This window comes from Pseudomonas sp. B7(2017), assembly GCF_002112745.1.
GTDB classification, from domain to species: domain Bacteria; phylum Pseudomonadota; class Gammaproteobacteria; order Pseudomonadales; family Pseudomonadaceae; genus Aquipseudomonas; species Aquipseudomonas ekonensis.
In genome coordinates, this window is the sequence record NZ_NEIP01000024.1 from 35,440 (window position 1) to 53,476 (window position 18,037).

Consider the following 18,037-nt stretch of genomic DNA (forward strand, 5'->3'; position numbering starts at 1 on the left):
GAGTCAAAAAACTTGCTGATTGTTTTCAGGAGATTTGAACCATGAGTACTGCATTTTCCCTTGCCCCGCTGTTCCGTTCCTCGGTGGGTTTCGACCGTTTCAACGACCTGTTCGAAACCGCCCTGCGCAACGAGCCCGGCAGCACCTACCCGCCCTACAACGTCGAAAAGCACGGTGACGACCAATACCGCATCGTCGTGGCCGCCGCCGGCTTCCAGGAAGAAGACCTGGATCTGCAGGTCGAGAAGGGCGTGCTGACCATCAGCGGCGGCAAGCGTGACGCCAACGAAGGCGTCACCTTCCTGCACCAGGGCATCGCCCAGCGTGCGTTCAAGCTGTCGTTCCGGTTGGCCGACCACATCGAGATCAAGGCCGCCGGCCTGAGCAACGGTCTGCTGAGCATCGACCTGCTGCGCGTGATCCCGGAAGAGGCGAAAGCCAAGCGCATCCCGATCAACGGCGCGCAGAAGCCGGCCCTGCAGCACTGATTCATGTGCTGACACACATTCGTCCAGACGGACGATAAGCCGTGCGATGAAGGCCCCGACACTGTCGGGGCCTTTTTGCATGCGCACGAAAGATCTGCGCATGCTTTGCCGCCTCCCGGCGGTTTCTCTACAATCCGCGCAGTTTTGCCGACCCCATTCCTTACGGTCGGTCTGGAGCCTCTTTTCATGGACGAGATTCAACAGCGCTGGCTGTTCGCCCTTTCAGCGCCGATGGCGGCGCTCAACCCCGGTGCCGGGTACGCGGATCCCGCGTTCTGCGACGATCAATACATCGATCTGCAACGCAGTTGGAGGATCAACGACCGCGCACAATTGCTGGACATGCTCGACGGCATGACCGACGGCGGCCATGCGCGGCATCTCGCCCCGGCCTACCGTGCCTGGCAACGTTGCCTGCCGAGCGAATGGCAGGCGCTGCTCGACACCCTTGAGCCCCGTGAACGTATTCTTCACGAGTTCGCCAGCCGCACGTTCGGCAGTTGCGGGCCGGGCGGGATCCTGTCCTGGGATTACGGGCGCATGGGCTTCCTGCTGCGCTGCGGCGTGCGCAACCTCTGGATCGACGAGGCCGAGAGCCTCTGGCTGCACAGTCGGCTGGCGGTGCGGGCGCAGTTTCACTACGGCAGCTGGTTGGCCTATTTCAACGGTTTCATGGTCGGGCGCTCGTTCTGGGGCTGCCTCGACAACCCTGACGATGAACTGGCCCACGAGCTGGACCGGCAGGGGCAGAACGCCAATACCGCATTGATCGCCAAGGGCCTGGGGCAAAACATGCCGGTCTTCCTCGCGGATTTGCCCTGGCACCTGGATCTGGACTTGCCGCCACGCCCGGCATCGCTTGAGGCATTCGACTGGTCATGAGTTGCTGGATACGTTTGGGCATCGATCCCACCACCGATGAAACGCTGATTCGCAATGCGTACCGGGCACGCCTGCCGGCCCATCATCCGGAAACCGATCCGGAGGGTTTCCAGGCCCTGCGCCAGGCCTACGAAAGCGCGATCCGGCTGGCCCGCGATGATGAGCCGGAAGATGTCGAGGACACGACACCGGACACGACGCCGGATTCGTCACTCGTACGGCAGGTGTTCATCGACTTCGACGGGTTGCTCAAGGATCCGGCGCGACGCTTCAACGCCGATGCCTGGCAAGCCTTTGTCCAAAGCCTGGACCGGTTGCCGCTGGGCGAACTGGACGACCTGCGTTGGGGCCTGTTCCGCAAGCTGAGGGAAAACGGTCCGTTCTCCGCCTCCGGCGCAGGGCTGTTGGCCCGGCGCATGGCCTGGGATCGGCATTTGCTGGAGCTGGGCTTCGATCATGCCCGGGACGTCGAGGATTACCTGGTGCGGCTCGACGATCCCGCGCCGTTCGATACCACAGTCATGGACACCTGGTCGGCGCCCGCGCAGATCGAAAGCCTCTGGTACGCGCGCACCCTCGACTTCATTTTCAACCAGCGTCCGCTCCATGAGTTCGAGTATTTCGCCCGTCAGCACACCTGCCTGCCGCTGCCCAACGACCCTGGGTTCATCCGGCGCCTGCTGGTGCAGTTCACCCAGGCGGGCATCGGCGGCGCGGATTTGCTGCAGATGTGCCTCGAACACTGGCGCGCAGCGCCGGATGACGTGGACGGGCTGTATCTGCTCGCCTGCCAGCACACCCTGCTGGGGCAGGACGATCAGGCGCTGCCCCATTGGGTGCGGCTGTGGCGGGAACATCGTCATCCCAAGGCGGAGAGCCAGTTGCTGGCGCTGTGCGCCAAGCGCCAGCCGGATGTCTTGCCGCTGTTGATCCAGGGCTTTGACCGGCTGGGGGATTTCAGCGCATGGTCGGCCGACCTCGGTCACGTCAGCCAGGAATACGGCAGCCCGTCCCAACGCCCCGAAACCCTGGCGCGCTGGATGGGCGCGGGTCGGCTGCCGCTGCAAGGGTTGGCCCAGTGCTTCGTCGACTGGCGCACGGGCGGCGATGAGTGGCCGCTGCTGGCGCTGTTGCTCGGCCATCAAGACGACGCCCGGCTGCAACGCCTGTACCGGCACGCCTGGGCGCTGCACCGGGGTGACGTTGCGTTGCTGCGCCAGGTGCTGGATGAACCGGAACCCATCGATGCCCTTGAAGGGCTGGTGCTGAACGGGTTGCAGCATCAGGCCGAACAGCACGTGCGCTGGCTGACCCGGGCGCCCGTGCCGTTGGCGATGGAACGCTTCGTCGATGGGAACGGGGCGCCCGGCCCGCTGCCGGCCGCGCTCGAAAAAGGCGAAGCGCACAAGATCTGCCGGGTGTGGCTGCGGCGTTGGCGTCCGTACAGCCGCGTCGGCCTGGAGCGCATCGCCCAGGCGTTCAAGTTCAATGACCCGAAGGCCGACAGCGATCTGTCGACCTTGAGCCTGTTGCTGGAACTGAGCGAGAGCGATGTCCTGTTGCCGGCGTCGGGGCAGGGCGAGGCCGTGTGGCAGTGGCACGCCCAAACGGCGTTCCTGTTGGCGCTGCTGGAGCAGCCGGAGCGTTGGCTGGGCATGGTCGATGCGCCGTGCCTGGACCGCCTGGCGTTCGACCCCGCCCACCCGGTCAGCCGGGTGCAGCCGTTGCTGAGCCGCCTGAAGCGCGAGCACGTCGACCTGAGCGCGCTGTTCGGCTGGCTGCAGCCGTCGGATCCGGTGCACGCCGCGCTCGCCCGGCGGTTGCTGGGTGTCCGGCAGGCGCTGGGCAGCCCCCGGTTGCTGGGCAACGACCGTTTGCTCGAATGCCTGCGCAGTGACATCCATGCTTTCGACGATGACTTGCTCGGGCGCATGCTGCTCACCGCCGTGCTGTACCACGACCCGTTGTTCGATGCGCAGCAGCGCCGGTTCCTGCTCGACAGGATCACCGAAGTGGTGAACCCCCAGGACTGGTTCGACGAATTCCGCCACGGCCTGATCAAGGGCGAGCCGCCGCGTCCGCCACGTCAGGCGCTGGAAGACGAAGGGGTCGCCAGCGACGCGTTCTATCTGGCGCTCGATGCGCTCAAGGGATTGGTGCGATACGGCGGCGCGGGCGTGCCGCGCCAGAAAACCCTGCTGCGCCTGCAACAGGCCAAGGACAACCCGGCGCTCGGGCTCGGCCTGCGGTTTGCCTTCAGTGCGTTGCTGTCCCGGTGCGAATGCCTGCTGCTGGCCAAGGGCGACAGCCGTCCGGTGCCCGCCGGCGCCTTCTGGCGGTTGGGTACCCGGTTGGGGCGTGGGGCGTTCATCGGGCAGGTGATCGGTACGCTGCTGGTCACGCCGTTGGCCGCGCTGTTCAGCGGTGTGGCGCTGACCGGGATCGCCGTGTCGCTGCTGGGCCTGGCCTTTCTGGTCGGCGCCGTGCTCCGGCGCCTGCACGACATCGGGCGTGGCATTCCGACATTGCTGGTGCTCGCGTGCCTGTCGCCGTTCTTTCCGTTCCTGCCGCTGATCCTGTTTGCCTTCCCCGGCGACAAGTTGCCCAACCGTTACGGCGTTGCGCCGGACAGCGCGGGTGACGACGCACTGGCCGGCGGTCTGCAAGCCGCGTTACGGCAGCTGGGCGGTCAGAGGCACAACTGATCCAGCGCTTGGTTGAGCCGGTTGCGCTGGCTGGCGATCTCTGACGGTCGCTGGCCGGCGAGCACGGTGGTGAAGGCGTCCAGCCAATCGGCGATCCGTTGGCGCTCGTCCCCCAGGCTTTGCGCCCAGGCCCGCTCCAGGCGGGCCAGCAGCGTCCGGTTGGGCAGCGTGTCGCGGGGGTGAGTCTTGAGGGCGGTCAACCGTTCATGGCTGGCCTGCCTGGCCTGTTCGTCGAGCCCGGTGGGGCTGCGGTCGATGCTGTGGCTGTGGCGCTCGCCGGTGGCGAGCAGGGTCACGTCCACTTCCAGCAGGCCGTTGATGTCGTAGCTGAAGCGCACATCCAGTTCCTGGCTCTGTTCGCTGGGTGCCAGTTCCACATCGAAGGTGTCGATGAAAATGTTGTCGCGCACCCATGGCCGTTCCCCTTGGTACACCTCGATGCGGATCGCGCTCTGATACGCATGGGTGGTGTGGAACCTCTGCACCCGGGACGTCGGGATCACCGTGTTGCGCTCGATGATCGGCGCGAAGGCGCCGGTGATTTCGTCGCTGCGGCGGGTGGAGATGCCCAGGGTGTAAGGGCAGACGTCGGTCAGGATCAGCTCTTCGATGGCGCCGTCGCGGGCCTTGCAGGCCGCCTGCGTGGCGGCGCCCAGGGCGACGATGGTGTCCGGGTCCAGGTGGCGGTGGGGCAGGCGGCCGAACAGCGTCGCCACCATCTGCTGCACCGCCGGCATGCGCGTCGCGCCGCCCACCAGCACCAGGCTGTCGAGGTCGCGGGGCTTGAGGCGGGCGTCGCGCAGGGCCTGTTCGATGGGGGCGCGCAAGCGGGCCAGCAGCGGCTCCCAGATTTTCAGCGCGCCGGCTTCGTCCAGCGTCCATTCGTACGGTGTGTCGCCGTGGCGCCAGCTCAGTGACTGCGGGCCGTCGGCGAGTTTGCGCTTGAGCTGTTCCAGGGCGTCGCCGAGGCTGGCCATGGCCTGGGCGTCGATCTGCGCCGGCGTGAGCTGCCAGTCCTTGAGGCAGGCCTGCCGCAACGCTTCGGTGAAGTCTTCGCCGCCCAGGAAGTTGTCGCCGGTGGAGGCGTGGACTTCGATCAGCGGCAGCGCGTATTCCAGCACCGTCACGTCGAACGTGCCGCCGCCCAGGTCGAAGATCAGCGTGCGCTCGAACGCCTGCTCATGCAGGCCGTAGGCCATGGCGGCGGCGGTGGGTTCGTTGATCAACCGCGACACTTTCAGGCCGGCCAGTTCGGCGGCGAACAGCGTGCGTTTGCGTTGTTCGTCGCTGAAGTACGCCGGCACCGAAATCACCGCTTCGTCAACGGGATGGCCGAGCCAGGCTTCGGCGTCCTGCTTGAGCGCGCCGATCACCAGGGCCGAGAGCTCCTCGGGGCTGAACGAGCGGTCGCCCAATTCGAGGCGCTTTTCGCTGCCCATGAAGCGCTTGAAGGCCGCCGCCGTGCGCTGCGGATGGGTGGTCAGGCGGGCGCGGGCGGCCTTGCCCACCAGGACGCTGTCGTCCTCGTCGAGGCTGACCACCGACGGGGTCAGCACATCGCCCAGGGCATTGGGGATCAGCCGGGCCTGGCCGTCCTGCCAGACGGCGATGAGGCTGTTGGTGGTGCCAAGGTCAATGCCCAGCATGGCCGGGCGGGGGAGGGTTGCATCCTGCATGATCGATCTCGTTGGAGCCGGGTGAAAGACCGCGACCCTACAGGTTGCGGCAGGCACTGGCAAATGCCGGCCCGGCGCAGACGCAGGCGGTTACAAAACGCCCCCCAACCTCACTTGAGCAACGTCTTCAGCGCCTCCAGCGGCAACGGCCGGCTGTACAGGTAACCCTGATACAGGTGGCAACCCAAGCCTTGCAGGAACTCCAGCTGTTCCGGGGTCTCGACGCCCTCGGCGATGATCTCCAGCGCCAGGCTGCGGGCCATGGCGACGATGGCGCGGATGATCTCGGCGTCGTTGGGGTCGCTGGTGGCGTCGCGGATGAACGACTGGTCGATCTTCAGCGTGTCCACCGGCAGGCGCTTGAGGTAGGTCAGGGACGAATAGCCGGTGCCGAAGTCGTCCATGGCGAAGGTCACGCCGAGCTTCTTGAGGCGGCGCATCTTGCTGATGGTGTCTTCCAGGTTTTGGATCACGATGCCTTCGGTGATCTCCAGCTTCAGCAGCGAGCAGGGCAGGCCGTGGCCGGTCATGCTCTGTTCGATGCGTTCGACGAAGTCGTTCTGGCGGAACTGGCGCGGGCTGATGTTCACGCACAGGGTGAAATTGAGCGGGTCGATCAGGTTTTCGGCGATCAGTTGCTTGAAGGCGTCGCAGGCCTCGTCGAGGATCCAGGTGCCGACCTCAAGGATCAGCCCGCTGTCCTCCAGCACCTTGATGAATTCGGCGGGGGACTGCGCGCCGAGCTCCGGGTGGTTCCAGCGCACCAGGGCCTCGGCGCCGATGATGCGGTTGTCCTTGGCGTCGATCTGCGGCTGGTAGTGCATGGTGAATTCGTTGCGCGACAGCGCCAGGCGCAGGTCGGTTTCCATGCGCTGGCGCTCGCTGGCCGCCTTCTGCATGGTGTTGTGGTACATCTGCGTGGTGTTGCGGCCGGAGTCCTTGGCCCGGTACAGCGCGATGTCGGCACGCTTGAGCAGGTCGGTCGGGGTCGAGCCGTGGTCGGGGATCAGCGCCACGCCGATGCTCGGCGTCACTTGCAGGCGCTGGCCGTCGAGGAACATGGGCTCCGACAGCAGCTCGCGGATGGTGTCGGACAGCTCCCGCACCTGGCTGCTGACTTCGTTGCGCGTGCCTTCCAGGCCGCTGAGCAGCACCACGAACTCGTCGCCGCCCAGGCGCGCGACAGTGTCTTCCATGCGCACGCTGGCCTCCAGGCGTGCTGTGATGATCTTGAGCACCGTGTCGCCGACCGGGTGCCCGAGGGAATCGTTGATGTGCTTGAAGTGGTCAAGGTCCAGGAACAGCAGCGCGCCGCGCAGGTTGTGGCGCTTGAGCAGGGCGATCTGCTGGCTCAGGCGATCCATCAGCAGCGCGCGGTTGGGCAGGTTGGTCAGCGGGTCGTGGTAGGCCAGGTGGCGGATCTGCGCCTCGGCGTTCTTGAGCAGGCTGACGTCCCGGGCGGTCAGCAGCAGGCAGGCGGTTTCGTTGAGGGTGATCGGCTCCACCGAGACCTCCACCGTCAGCAGTTCGCCGCGCTTGTTGCGCCCGAGCATTTCCTGGTGGTGCACGCGGCCCTTGATCTGCAGTTCGGCCAACAGGGCCGAGCGCTGTTTCTCTTCGGCCCAGATGCCCACCTGGTACATGGTCTTGCCGATCACTTCGTCGGCGCGGTAGCCGGTGAGGCGGCAGAAGCCGTCGTTGACCTCCAGGTAGCGCCCGGTGTCGCGCTCGCTGATGGTGATGGCGTCGGGGCTGGAGTGGAACGCCTTGGCGAATTTCTCTTCGCTGGCCTTGAGCGCCGCTTCAGAGCGCTGCTGCTGGGTGATGTCGCGCAGGGTGGTGACGATGCAGGGCTGGTTGCCGACGCTGATCTGGCGGCTGGAGATCACGCAGGTCAGGGACTGGCCGTCCTTGTGCTGGACGATGATCGCCACGTTGCTCAGGCCCTGCTCGCGGATCACCCGCTCGATGCGTTGCAGGCTTTTCGCCGAGGCGTCCCACAGGCCGATGTCCTCGGCGGTGCGGCCGATCACGTCGGCGGCGCTCCAGCCGAAGGTCTGGCTGAAGCTGGAGTTGATCTCGATGAATTCCCCGGTTTCCTGGCGGGTCACGCAGATCGGGTCGGGGCTGACCTGGAACAGCGTGGCGAATTTCTCCTCGGACGCCACCAGGCGCTGTTCCCGTTCGACCTGGTCGGTGATGTCCAGCAGGGTGCCGGCCATGCGCAGGGGCACGCCGTTCTCGTCGCGGTAGAGGCGGGCGCGGCTTTCCAGGTAGCGGGAGCTGCCGTCGGGCAACTGCACGCGGTAGGTCAGCTGGTAATTGCCGGCCGGGCCTTCGCGCAGGCTGCGGTAGGCGTCGCGCATGCTGTCGCGCTCTTCGCCGGGCACGCCTTCGAAGAATTCCTCGAACGATTCGTGGAAAGGCTTGGGCTCCAGGCCGTGCAGTTGCGCCGCCCGGGCGGAGCCGTAGAGCATGCCGGTGGGGATGTCCCAGTCCCAGGTGCCCAGCTGCGCGGAGTCCAGGGCCAGGTCCAGGCGTTCCTGGCTGTCCTTGAGGGCGTGCTCGGCGGCTTTGCGTTCGGTGGTGTCGAGGAAGGTGCTGAGCAGGTACGGCTGGCCTTCGAGCTCGACCTTCTGCGCGCTGAGGATGCCGTCGTGGATCTGGCCGTTGCTGGCGCGGAACTGCACCTCGCGGCTGACCAGCTCGCCCTTGGCCTTGGTGGCCTTGACCAGCTCCGCCCGCTGCTCCGGGTGCACCCACAGGCCCAGTTCCAGGGTGGTGCGGCCGATGGCGTCCTGCACCGGCCAGCCGAACAGGCTTTCGAAATACTGGTTGGCCTCGCTGATCAGGCCGTCTTCCTGGCGGGTCAGCAGCACCATGTTGGGGCACAGGTGAAACAGTGTGGCGAAACGTTTCTCGGAACTGGTGAGGGCCTGTTCCCGCTGGCGCTGGTGGGTGATTTCGCGGATCACCCCGATCATTCGGGGCCGGCCGTGCTTGTCCGGCAGCAGGCTGCCGTTGATCTCCAGCCAGTGCAGGCTGCCGTCGGGCCAGCGGATGCGGTGGTGCATGGCCTGTTCCAGCGGCGCGCCGGCGATCACGGCGTGGAAGGCGCGGACGGTCTTGGCCCGGTCCTCCGGCGGCAGCAGGTCGAGGTATTCCAGGTCTTCGGGCAGCGGTTGCCGCGGATCGAAGCCGAACAGCGCCTGGGTGCCGCGCGACCAGCTGATCTTGCCGCGCTCGATGTCCCAGTACCAGGCGCCCAGCCGCGCGCCGTTGAGCGCCGCCAGCAGCTGCGGCGCGCTTTCCCAGCTCTGCTCGGAACGCCGCGGGTCAATGGCCTGAATGCGTGGCATCGGCGGAATACGGTCGACAGATTTCGGCATTGTTGACGGGCCTTGAGCTGATTTGGGCGTTAGGCACAGGGAAAGGCGGCTCTATAGGAGTAGCACAAGTTAGCCGTGAGTCCCTGGCAGATCGATTTGTGCATCCAGCAGGGCCATGAAGGCCCGCGCGGCGTTCGACAGCGTCCGTTCGGTGTGCAGGATATAGCCTAGCTGGCGACTGAGCTGTATGCCCGGCAAAGGTATGCGCGCCACCTGATCGTCGAGCATGGTGCGCGGCAGCACGCTCCAGGCCAGGCCGATGGAGACCATCATCTTGATGGTTTCCAGGTAGTTGGTGCTCATGGCGATGTTCGGCGTCAGGCCCTGGGCCTCGAACAGCTTCTGCACGATGTGGTGGGTGAAGGTGTTGCCGCCGGGGAACACCGCCGGGTGGCCGGCGATGTCCGCCAGATTGACGGCGCCGTTGCCGAGCAACGAATGCTCCGGGGCGACCACGAAATCCAGGGGGTCGTCCCACACCGGCGTGGCCTTGACCAGCGCGTGGGGCTCCGGCGCCAGGGTGATGACCGCCAGTTCCGCCCGGCCGTGGAGGATTTCCTCGTAGGCCACTTCTGAATCCAGGAACTGAATGTCCAACGCGACCTGCGGGTAGCGGCGGGTGAATTCGCGCAGCAGCGGCGGCAGGCGGTGCAGGCCGATGTGGTGACTGGTGGCCAGGGTCAGGCGGCCGCCGACCTCGCCGGTCAGGTTGGTCAGGGCCCGGCGGGTGTCGTCCAGCACATTGAGGATCTGGTAGGCCCGCGGCAGCAGGGCCCGGCCGGCCTCGGTCAGGCCGACTTCGCGGCCCAGCCGGTCGAACAGGCGCACCTTCAATTGCTGTTCAAGGCCGGCGATGCGTTTGCTGACCGCCGGTTGCGTCAGGTGCAGGCGTTCCCCGGCGCCGGAGAAGCTGCCGGTCTCGGCGATCGCGATAAAGGCGTTGAGGTTGGCCAGGTCCATTTTCGTATTCCAGTTGGTTATTCAAAGCATAAAAAATATGAATTTGAGTTATTCAATCTAACGCCATAGGATCGGCCTCACAAGCCAAAGGGTTATCGATAAGCCCAGGGCATAGAAACAAGCTGATGAGGAAACCGTCTGATGGCCGGCAAAACGCTCTACGACAAGCTCTGGGATTCGCATTTGGTCAAGCAGCGCGACGATGGTTCGGCGCTGATCTACATCGACCGTCACATCATCCATGAAGTGACCTCGCCGCAAGCCTTCGAAGGCCTGCGTCTGGCCGGGCGCAAGCCGTGGCGCATCGATGCCAACATCGCGACCCCGGACCACAACGTACCGACCACGCCGGAGCGCAAGGGCGGCATCGCCGCCATCGCCGACCAGGTCTCGCGCCTGCAGGTCCAGACCCTCGACGACAACTGCGACGAATATGGCATCGTCGAATTCAAGATGAATGACGTGCGTCAGGGCATCGTGCATGTGATCAGCCCCGAGCAGGGCGCGACCTTGCCGGGCATGACCGTGGTCTGCGGCGACTCCCACACCTCCACCCACGGCGCGTTCGGCGCGCTGGCCCACGGCATCGGCACCTCCGAGGTCGAGCACGTGCTCGCCACCCAGTGCCTGGTCGCCAAGAAAATGAAGAACATGCTGGTGCGCGTCGACGGCCGATTGCCGTTCGGCGTGACCGCCAAGGACATCGTCCTGGCCGTGATCGGCAAGATCGGCACCGCCGGCGGCAACGGCCACGCCATCGAGTTCGCCGGCAGCGCCATCCGCGACCTGTCCATCGAAGGCCGCATGACCATCTGCAACATGTCCATCGAGGCCGGCGCCCGCGTGGGCCTGGTGGCGGCGGACGAAAAGACCGTCGAATACGTCAAGGGCCGCCCGTTCGCGCCCAAGGGCGCGCAATGGGAGCAGGCGGTCGAGGCGTGGAAGGACCTGGTGTCCGACGCCGACGCCCGTTTCGACACCGTGGTCGAGCTCGACGCCGCGCAGATCAAGCCGCAGGTCAGCTGGGGCACATCGCCGGAAATGGTGCTGGCCGTTGACCAGAACGTGCCGGACCCGGCCAAGGAAGCGGATCCTGTCAAGCGCGACTCCATCGTCCGCGCCTTGAAATACATGGGCTTGACCGCCAACCAGGCGATCACCGACATCCAGCTCGACCGCGTGTTCATCGGTTCCTGCACCAACTCGCGGATCGAAGACCTGCGCGCGGCGGCCGAGATCGCCAAGGGCCGCAAGGTGGCCTCGACCATCAAGCAGGCCATCGTGGTGCCGGGCTCGGGCCTGGTGAAGGCCCAGGCCGAAGCCGAAGGCCTGGACAAGATCTTCCTGGAGGCCGGTTTCGAATGGCGCGAGCCGGGCTGCTCGATGTGCCTGGCGATGAACCCGGACCGGCTGGAGTCCGGCGAGCACTGCGCTTCGACCTCCAACCGCAACTTCGAAGGCCGTCAGGGCGCCGGTGGCCGCACCCACCTCGTCAGCCCGGCCATGGCCGCTGCGGCGGCGGTGAACGGTCGTTTCATCGACGTTCGTGAATTGATCCAGGGAGCACAGTAACCATGAAGGCTTTCACTCAACACCAGGGACTCGTCGCGCCGCTGGACCGTGCCAACGTCGACACCGACCAGATCATCCCCAAGCAATTCCTCAAGTCGATCAAGCGCACCGGCTTCGGCCCGAACCTGTTCGACGAATGGCGCTACCTCGACGTGGGCCAGCCGTACCAGGACAACTCCAAGCGGCCGCTGAACAAGGACTTCGTGCTCAACGCCGAGCGCTACCAGGGCGCCAGCGTGCTGTTGGCCCGGGAGAACTTCGGCTGCGGCTCCAGCCGCGAGCACGCGCCATGGGCGCTGGACGAGTACGGTTTCCGCAGCATCATCGCGCCGAGCTACGCCGACATCTTCTTCAACAACAGCTTCAAGAACGGCTTGCTGCCGATCATCCTGAGCGAGGAAGAGGTCGATGAGCTGTTCAAGCAAGTCGAGGCCGAACCGGGCTACCAGCTGAAGATCGACCTGCAGGCGCAGACCGTGACCCGTCCGGACGGCAAGGTGCACCGCTTCGAGATCGACGCGTTCCGCAAGCATTGCCTGCTCAACGGTCTGGACGACATCGGCCTGACCCTGCAGGACGGCGACGCCATCGCCTCGTTCGAAGCGGCGCATCGCAAGAGCCAGCCGTGGTTGTTCCGCGACGCCTGATTTCGAACAGGGCGGATGACGCCATCGCGAGCAGGCTCGCTCCTACATTGAACCGCGTTCCCCTGTAGGAGCGAGCCTGCTCGCGATGGGGCCCAGAAGACAACACAAGGCTCACCCAAAAAGGAAGTCCACCATGAGCACCACCGCCCAGCACACCCAGGTCGTACAGAAGCAGTTCGGTGAACAGGCCGCCGCTTACCTGAGCAGCGCCGTTCACGCCCAAGGCGCCGAGTTCGCGCTGCTGCAGGCCGAACTGGTCGGGCAGGGCGGGGCGCGGGTGCTGGATCTGGGCTGCGGCGCGGGCCATGTGAGCTTTCATGTCGCCGCCCTGGCCAAAGAAGTGGTGGCCTACGACCTGTCGCAGCAGATGCTCGACGTGGTCGCGGCCGCCGCCGTCGACCGGGGCCTGGGCAACATCGTCACGGTGAACGGCGCCGCCGAGCGCCTGCCGTTCGCCGACGGCGAATTCGATTTCGTGTTCAGCCGCTATTCGGCGCACCATTGGAGCGACCTCGGGCTGGCCCTGCGCGAAGTCCGGCGAGTGCTCAAGCCCGGTGGCGTGGCGGCGTTCATCGATGTGCTGTCGCCCGGCAGTCCGCTGTTCGACACGTACCTGCAAAGCGTCGAAGTGCTGCGCGACACCAGCCATGTGCGCGACTATTCGGCCGGCGAGTGGCTGCGCCAGGTCAGCGAGGCCGGTCTGCACACCCGTAGCACCGCGCGTCAGCGCCTGCGTCTGGAATACAACAGCTGGGTCGAGCGCATGCGCACCCCTGAGGTGATGCGCGCCGCGATCCGCGAGCTGCAGCGCTCGATGGGCGACGAAGTGCGCGAATATTTTGAGATTGAGGCCGACGGTTCGTTCAGTACAGATGTACTGGTGCTGATGGCCGAACGCTGAATACATTTTTCCGGGCGCGCCGGTCAGCGGCGCACCGACTGAAGACATGAGGAAAGCATGAGCAAGCAGATTCTGATTCTCCCGGGTGACGGCATCGGTCCGGAAATCATGGCCGAGGCGGTCAAGGTGCTGGAACTGGCCAACGACAAGTACGGCCTGGGCTTCGAGCTGAGCCACGACGTGATCGGCGGCGCCGCCATCGACAAGCACGGCGTGCCGCTGGCCGACGAGACCCTGGAGCGCGCCCGTGCCGCCGACGCGGTGCTGCTGGGCGCCGTGGGCGGCCCGAAGTGGGACACCATCGAGCGTGACATCCGCCCTGAGCGCGGCCTGCTGAAGATCCGTGCGCAACTGGGCCTGTTCGGCAACCTGCGCCCGGCGATCCTCTACCCGCAACTGGCCGACGCGTCGAGCCTGAAGCCTGAGATCGTCGCCGGCCTGGACATCCTGATCGTCCGCGAGCTGACCGGCGGCATCTACTTCGGCGCTCCGCGTGGCACCCGTGAACTGGAGAACGGCGAGCGTCAGTCCTACGACACCCTGCCGTACAGCGAAAGCGAGATCCGCCGCATCGCCCGCGTCGGCTTCGACATGGCCCGCGTGCGCGGCAAGAAACTGTGCTCGGTGGACAAGGCCAACGTCCTGGCCTCCAGCCAGCTGTGGCGCGAAGTGGTCGAGCAGGTGGCCAAGGACTACCCGGACGTCGAGCTGAGCCACATGTACGTCGACAACGCCGCCATGCAGCTGGTGCGCGCACCGAAGCAGTTCGACGTGATCGTCACCGACAACATGTTCGGCGACATCCTGTCCGACGAAGCGTCGATGCTCACCGGCTCCATCGGCATGCTGCCGTCGGCCTCGCTGGACGCCAACAACAAGGGCATGTACGAGCCTTGCCACGGTTCGGCGCCGGACATCGCGGGCAAGGGCATCGCCAACCCGCTGGCGACCATCCTGTCGGTGTCGATGATGCTGCGTTACAGCTTCAATCTGCAGGACGCGGCCGATGCGATCGAGAAGGCCGTCAGCGTGGTCCTGGACCAGGGCCTGCGCACCGGCGACATCTTTTCGACCGGTTGCACTAAAGTCGGTACGCAGGAAATGGGTGACGCAGTAGTCGCCGCGCTGCGGAATCTGTAATCTCTCGGGCCCGCTGCGAAATTCAATGCGAAGCAGCGGCCCACTTTTCAAGAAGGTGTAGTTGCGATGAAACGTGTAGGTCTGATCGGTTGGCGCGGCATGGTCGGTTCCGTGCTCATGCAGCGGATGCTGGAAGAGCAGGATTTCGATCTTATCGAGCCGGTGTTTTTCACCACTTCCAATGTCGGTGGCCAAGGCCCGTCCGTGGGCAAGGACATTGCTCCGCTCAAGGACGCTTACAGCATTGAAGAGCTCAAGACCCTCGACGTGATCCTGACCTGCCAGGGCGGCGACTACACCAACGAAGTCTTCCCCAAGCTGCGCGAAGCCGGCTGGCAGGGCTACTGGATCGACGCGGCGTCCAGCCTGCGGATGAACGACGACGCGGTGATCATCCTCGACCCGGTCAACCGCAAGGTCATCGACCAGCAGCTCGACGCGGGCACCAAGAACTACATCGGCGGCAACTGCACCGTCAGCCTGATGCTGATGGGCCTGGGCGGCCTGTTCGAGGCCGGCCTGGTGGAGTGGATGAGCGCCATGACCTATCAGGCGGCGTCCGGCGCCGGCGCGCAGAACATGCGTGAGCTGATCAAGCAGATGGGCGCGACCCACGCCGCCGTGGCCGACCAACTGGCCGACCCGGCCAGCGCGATTCTGGACATCGACCGCCGCGTGGCCGAAACCATGCGCAGCGAAGCCTACCCGACCGAGAACTTCGGCGTGCCGCTGGCCGGCAGCCTGATCCCTTGGATCGACAAGGAACTGCCGAACGGCCAGAGCCGCGAAGAGTGGAAGGCCCAGGCCGAGACCAACAAGATCCTGGGCCGCTTCAAGAGCCCGATCCCGGTCGACGGCATCTGCGTGCGCATCGGCGCCATGCGCTGCCACAGCCAGGCGCTGACCATCAAGCTGAACAAGGACGTGCCGATCGCCGACATCGAAGGGCTGATCAGCCAGCACAACCCTTGGGTCAAGCTGGTGCCGAACAACCGCGACATCAGCATGCAGGAGCTGAGCCCGACCAAGGTCACCGGCACCCTGAACATCCCGGTCGGCCGTCTGCGCAAGCTGAACATGGGTTCGCAGTTCGTCGGCGCGTTCACCGTCGGCGACCAACTGCTGTGGGGCGCGGCCGAGCCGCTGCGCCGCATGCTGCGGATCCTGCTGGAGCGTTGATCCGACGCTGAAACGAACGAACCCGCACCTTGCCAAAGGTGCGGGTTTTTTCTTGCCCGGCGATCAAGCGTCCGGCACGCCCTTTTCCCACACCGGCCAGTGTTCGAGGATGTCCTGCACCAACGGATTGCCCGTGCGGTAGAGGTTTTCCAGGGCCGGCGCGAAACCGCCCTGATCGGCGTACTTGAGCAGGTTGTCCACTTCGCTGCCGCCCGGGGCGGGGCGGTCGAAGTCCGAGCCGGCCCGCACCACCGCCAGGCGCTGCACGTCCACCCGGCCTTCGCGGCTGGCGCGCACCAGGGCCTCGTAGGTGGAGTTGTCCTCCTGCTGGGTGGTGCAGTATTCGCCCTTGCCGTCGGTCAGCAACCGCGTCCAGACCTCGGCCCGCTCGCTCAGGCGAGTGCCGGAGAACCATGTGTTGCCCGCCAGCGTGTCGCATTGCGTCACCGTCGGCGGCTGGTTGGCCGGGGCCTGCGGGTACTTCAGGCGCCAGGCCGCCGACTCTTTGCTTTCGCTGAGCGCGACGTGGCGGCTCAGGGCAAAGGCCTTGGCCTGGAGCCTCGGGTTGAGCTCGAACACTTCGGTCTTGTAGTCCAGCGGCGGCTTTTCGTTCGGGCCGCGGGTGTTGATGCCCAGGTAGCCGGTCGGCCAGTCCTTGGGCGCGTCACGGGCGTCCAGCTCCCACTGGGTGCCGAACTCCACCAGGTAGTGCGCCCACGCGGCGGTGCCGAGGGTGCCGTGCTTGGGGCTGATGCCGGCGATCCCGGCGATCAGGAAGTAGCTCTTGCGCAGGTCGAACTGCGGCGACAGCGCCAAGGCCAGGGTCGAGGCGGCGGCGTTGGTCTGGCCCATGCCGGTGACCATCAGGCACACCTGCCGGGCATTGCAGCGCACCGTCGGGTACTCGGCCGACAGCCCCGGCACGCGGACTTGCTGGGTCAGGTGCAGGCGGTCGATCCAGTGCTGCGCCTCGGGAGCGAACATGGTGATCAGCACCACCTTGGGCCGCAGCGGCTCGGGCTGGGCAGGCGCAGTCGCCGCCCAGGCGGTGGAAGAGAGCAGGGCCGCAGCGGCCAGGGAAACACGCGTCATTGCCTTCATGAAAACCTCCTGTGATCAGAACTGGTAACCGATGCCGGCGTAGTAGCCCCAGCCGTTTGAGCGTGCACGGAAGTCGCCGTCGCCGAAGTTCAGCTCGCTGCCGTCCTCCCAGTTGCCGCCGTTGTGGAAGTAACGGCCCACCAGGGTGAAGCGCAGGTGTGTGAACGAGTACAGCAGCACGTTGGTCGCCACTGTGGCGTTGGCGGTGCGGGCGGGGTTGTCCTTGTGCAGGTCCGAGCCGAAGTCGAAGTTGGTGAAGCCGATGTAGGTCAGCGACGCGCCGTTGCTGAAGCGGTCGATGGGCACGATGTACTTGAGCTGCGCACGGTAGCCGTCCCACGAGTACTCGTTGCTGGCGCCGTAGTTCTCCCACTGGTAGCGGCCGTACAGGTTGGCCGACAGGTTGACCCGCGAATGGGTGTCGATGTCGGTGCCCAGGCCGCTGTAGAGCGTGTTGGCGCGGTTGGCGCTGTTGCTGCCGTGGTCGTAGATCCAGTCGAAGGCCACGTACCACTCCTTGAACGGGCCGATGGCCAGGCTGCGGCCGGCCAGATAGTCGATGGAGATGCGCGGTTCGTGCTCCATGAACACCGGCGAGCCGTGGTCCCACACGCCTTTGTCGTGGCTGTTGCCGATGTTGAAGATCTTCGGGATGTCGATGTAGCCGTACAGCTCGAACGGGCCCTTGCGGCCGAAGTACTCGTATTCCAGGTAGATGTCGTCGGCCGGACGAGGGCCGAAGCTGATGTCCTTGCTGCCGATCAGGGTCAGGTTCTGGTTGTACCAGTCCGACAGGTAGGCGCCTTTTTTCGGCGGGCTGGCTTCGGGGCTGAGGGTTTCGCCCTGGGCCGACTCTTCGCCCTGCGCAGGCTGCGCCAGAAGGCTGTCGCTGAGAAGTCCGGTAACGCCGGCCAGTAGCAGGGAAACGGCAAACGTGCGCGCGCCGCGGGCAGGGCGGCAGGAGGGAACGTGCATTCAAAGTCCTTTTTTGCGGATCCAGGCCCGGAATTCCGGGCTTGTACGGTTCTGGGTCGAAATGGCCGGGATAAACGTCCCGCAAACGTTTGCACAAGCCGTACCAGTTTTCAAAGAGCCCGCAGATCTGGCATCCCAACCCGGCATCGCCGGTGCCTGATCCACCGCCATCGCTGGCAAGCCAGCTCCCACAGGTATCCTGGGTGTTTGCAGGATCTACGTTCACCACAAACCTTGTGGGAGCTGGCTTGCCAGCGATAGGGCCGGGACGGCCGACATCTCTGTTGCCTGACACGCTGCCATCGCCAGCAGGCTGGCTCCCACAGGTCTCCGGGGTGCTGGCAGGGTCTGTGCCCACCACAAAAAACCTGTGGGAGCCGGCTTGCCAGCGATGAGGCCGGGACGGCCGACATCTCTGTTGC

At 65.6% G+C, this 18,037-nt stretch carries 13 protein-coding genes; 8 read left to right on the top strand and 5 right to left on the bottom strand.

What is annotated here, in order from left to right; genetic code table 11:
• The first annotated feature begins 41 nt into the window (after positions 1–41).
• From CAG29_RS26630 to CAG29_RS26640, 3 genes are all read left to right on the top strand, one after another.
• A complete protein-coding gene (locus tag CAG29_RS26630) occupies positions 42–488 on the top strand; it encodes an Hsp20 family protein (protein ID WP_085579537.1) in 447 nt (148 codons plus the stop codon).
• 186 nt (positions 489–674) lie between these two features.
• Positions 675–1,370: a DUF1266 domain-containing protein gene (locus tag CAG29_RS26635; RefSeq protein WP_085579539.1), complete on the top strand. Its 696-nt coding sequence runs from the start codon at positions 675–677 to the stop codon at positions 1,368–1,370.
• Positions 1,367–4,075 (top strand): DUF805 domain-containing protein, encoded by a 2,709-nt coding sequence (locus tag CAG29_RS26640; protein WP_085695398.1) that lies wholly within the window; start codon positions 1,367–1,369, stop codon positions 4,073–4,075. The genes CAG29_RS26635 and CAG29_RS26640 overlap by 4 nt, the downstream gene beginning before the upstream one ends.
• Here the strand turns inward: CAG29_RS26640 and CAG29_RS26645 are convergent.
• The 3 genes from CAG29_RS26645 to CAG29_RS26655 form a co-directional block, all read right to left on the bottom strand.
• A complete protein-coding gene (locus CAG29_RS26645; protein WP_085579543.1) occupies positions 4,060–5,751 on the bottom strand; it encodes a molecular chaperone HscC in 1,692 nt (563 codons plus the stop codon). The genes CAG29_RS26640 and CAG29_RS26645 overlap by 16 nt on opposite strands.
• 110 nt (positions 5,752–5,861) lie before the next feature.
• On the bottom strand, positions 5,862–9,140 hold the full coding sequence (locus CAG29_RS26650) for a PAS domain S-box protein (protein ID WP_085637783.1): 3,279 nt from the start codon (positions 9,138–9,140) through the stop codon (positions 5,862–5,864).
• A gap of 69 nt (positions 9,141–9,209) precedes the next feature.
• Entirely contained in the window at positions 9,210–10,100 is an 891-nt protein-coding gene (locus CAG29_RS26655; protein WP_085579547.1) for a LysR family transcriptional regulator, read from the bottom strand.
• A 141-nt stretch (positions 10,101–10,241) separates the two neighbouring features.
• Here CAG29_RS26655 and leuC point away from each other — a divergent pair, with 141 nt between their 5' ends.
• The 5 genes from leuC (at position 10,242) to asd (ending at position 15,539) form a co-directional block, all read left to right on the top strand.
• A complete protein-coding gene (gene leuC / locus CAG29_RS26660) occupies positions 10,242–11,672 on the top strand; it encodes a 3-isopropylmalate dehydratase large subunit (RefSeq protein WP_085630661.1) in 1,431 nt (476 codons plus the stop codon).
• 2 nt (positions 11,673–11,674) lie between these two features.
• Complete coding sequence (gene leuD / locus CAG29_RS26665; RefSeq protein ID WP_085579551.1) at positions 11,675–12,319, top strand: 3-isopropylmalate dehydratase small subunit; 645 nt, start codon at positions 11,675–11,677, stop codon at positions 12,317–12,319.
• A 133-nt stretch (positions 12,320–12,452) separates the two neighbouring features.
• Positions 12,453–13,220, top strand: a complete 768-nt coding sequence (locus tag CAG29_RS26670; RefSeq protein WP_085579553.1) for a class I SAM-dependent methyltransferase — start codon at positions 12,453–12,455, stop codon at positions 13,218–13,220.
• Positions 13,221–13,277: 57 nt separating this feature from the next.
• Entirely contained in the window at positions 13,278–14,360 is a 1,083-nt protein-coding gene (gene leuB, locus CAG29_RS26675) for a 3-isopropylmalate dehydrogenase (protein WP_085579555.1), read from the top strand.
• Between the two features lie 66 nt (positions 14,361–14,426).
• Entirely contained in the window at positions 14,427–15,539 is a 1,113-nt protein-coding gene (asd, locus tag CAG29_RS26680; RefSeq protein ID WP_085579557.1) for an aspartate-semialdehyde dehydrogenase, read from the top strand.
• Between the two features lie 63 nt (positions 15,540–15,602).
• On the opposite strand, the gene CAG29_RS26685 is transcribed toward asd, so the two are convergent.
• Entirely contained in the window at positions 15,603–16,640 is a 1,038-nt protein-coding gene (locus CAG29_RS26685) for a purine nucleoside permease (protein ID WP_085695399.1), read from the bottom strand.
• 15 nt (positions 16,641–16,655) lie between these two features.
• A complete protein-coding gene (locus CAG29_RS26690) occupies positions 16,656–17,615 on the bottom strand; it encodes a nucleoside-specific channel-forming protein Tsx (RefSeq protein ID WP_085579561.1) in 960 nt (319 codons plus the stop codon).
• Between the last annotated feature and the right edge of the window lie 422 nt (positions 17,616–18,037).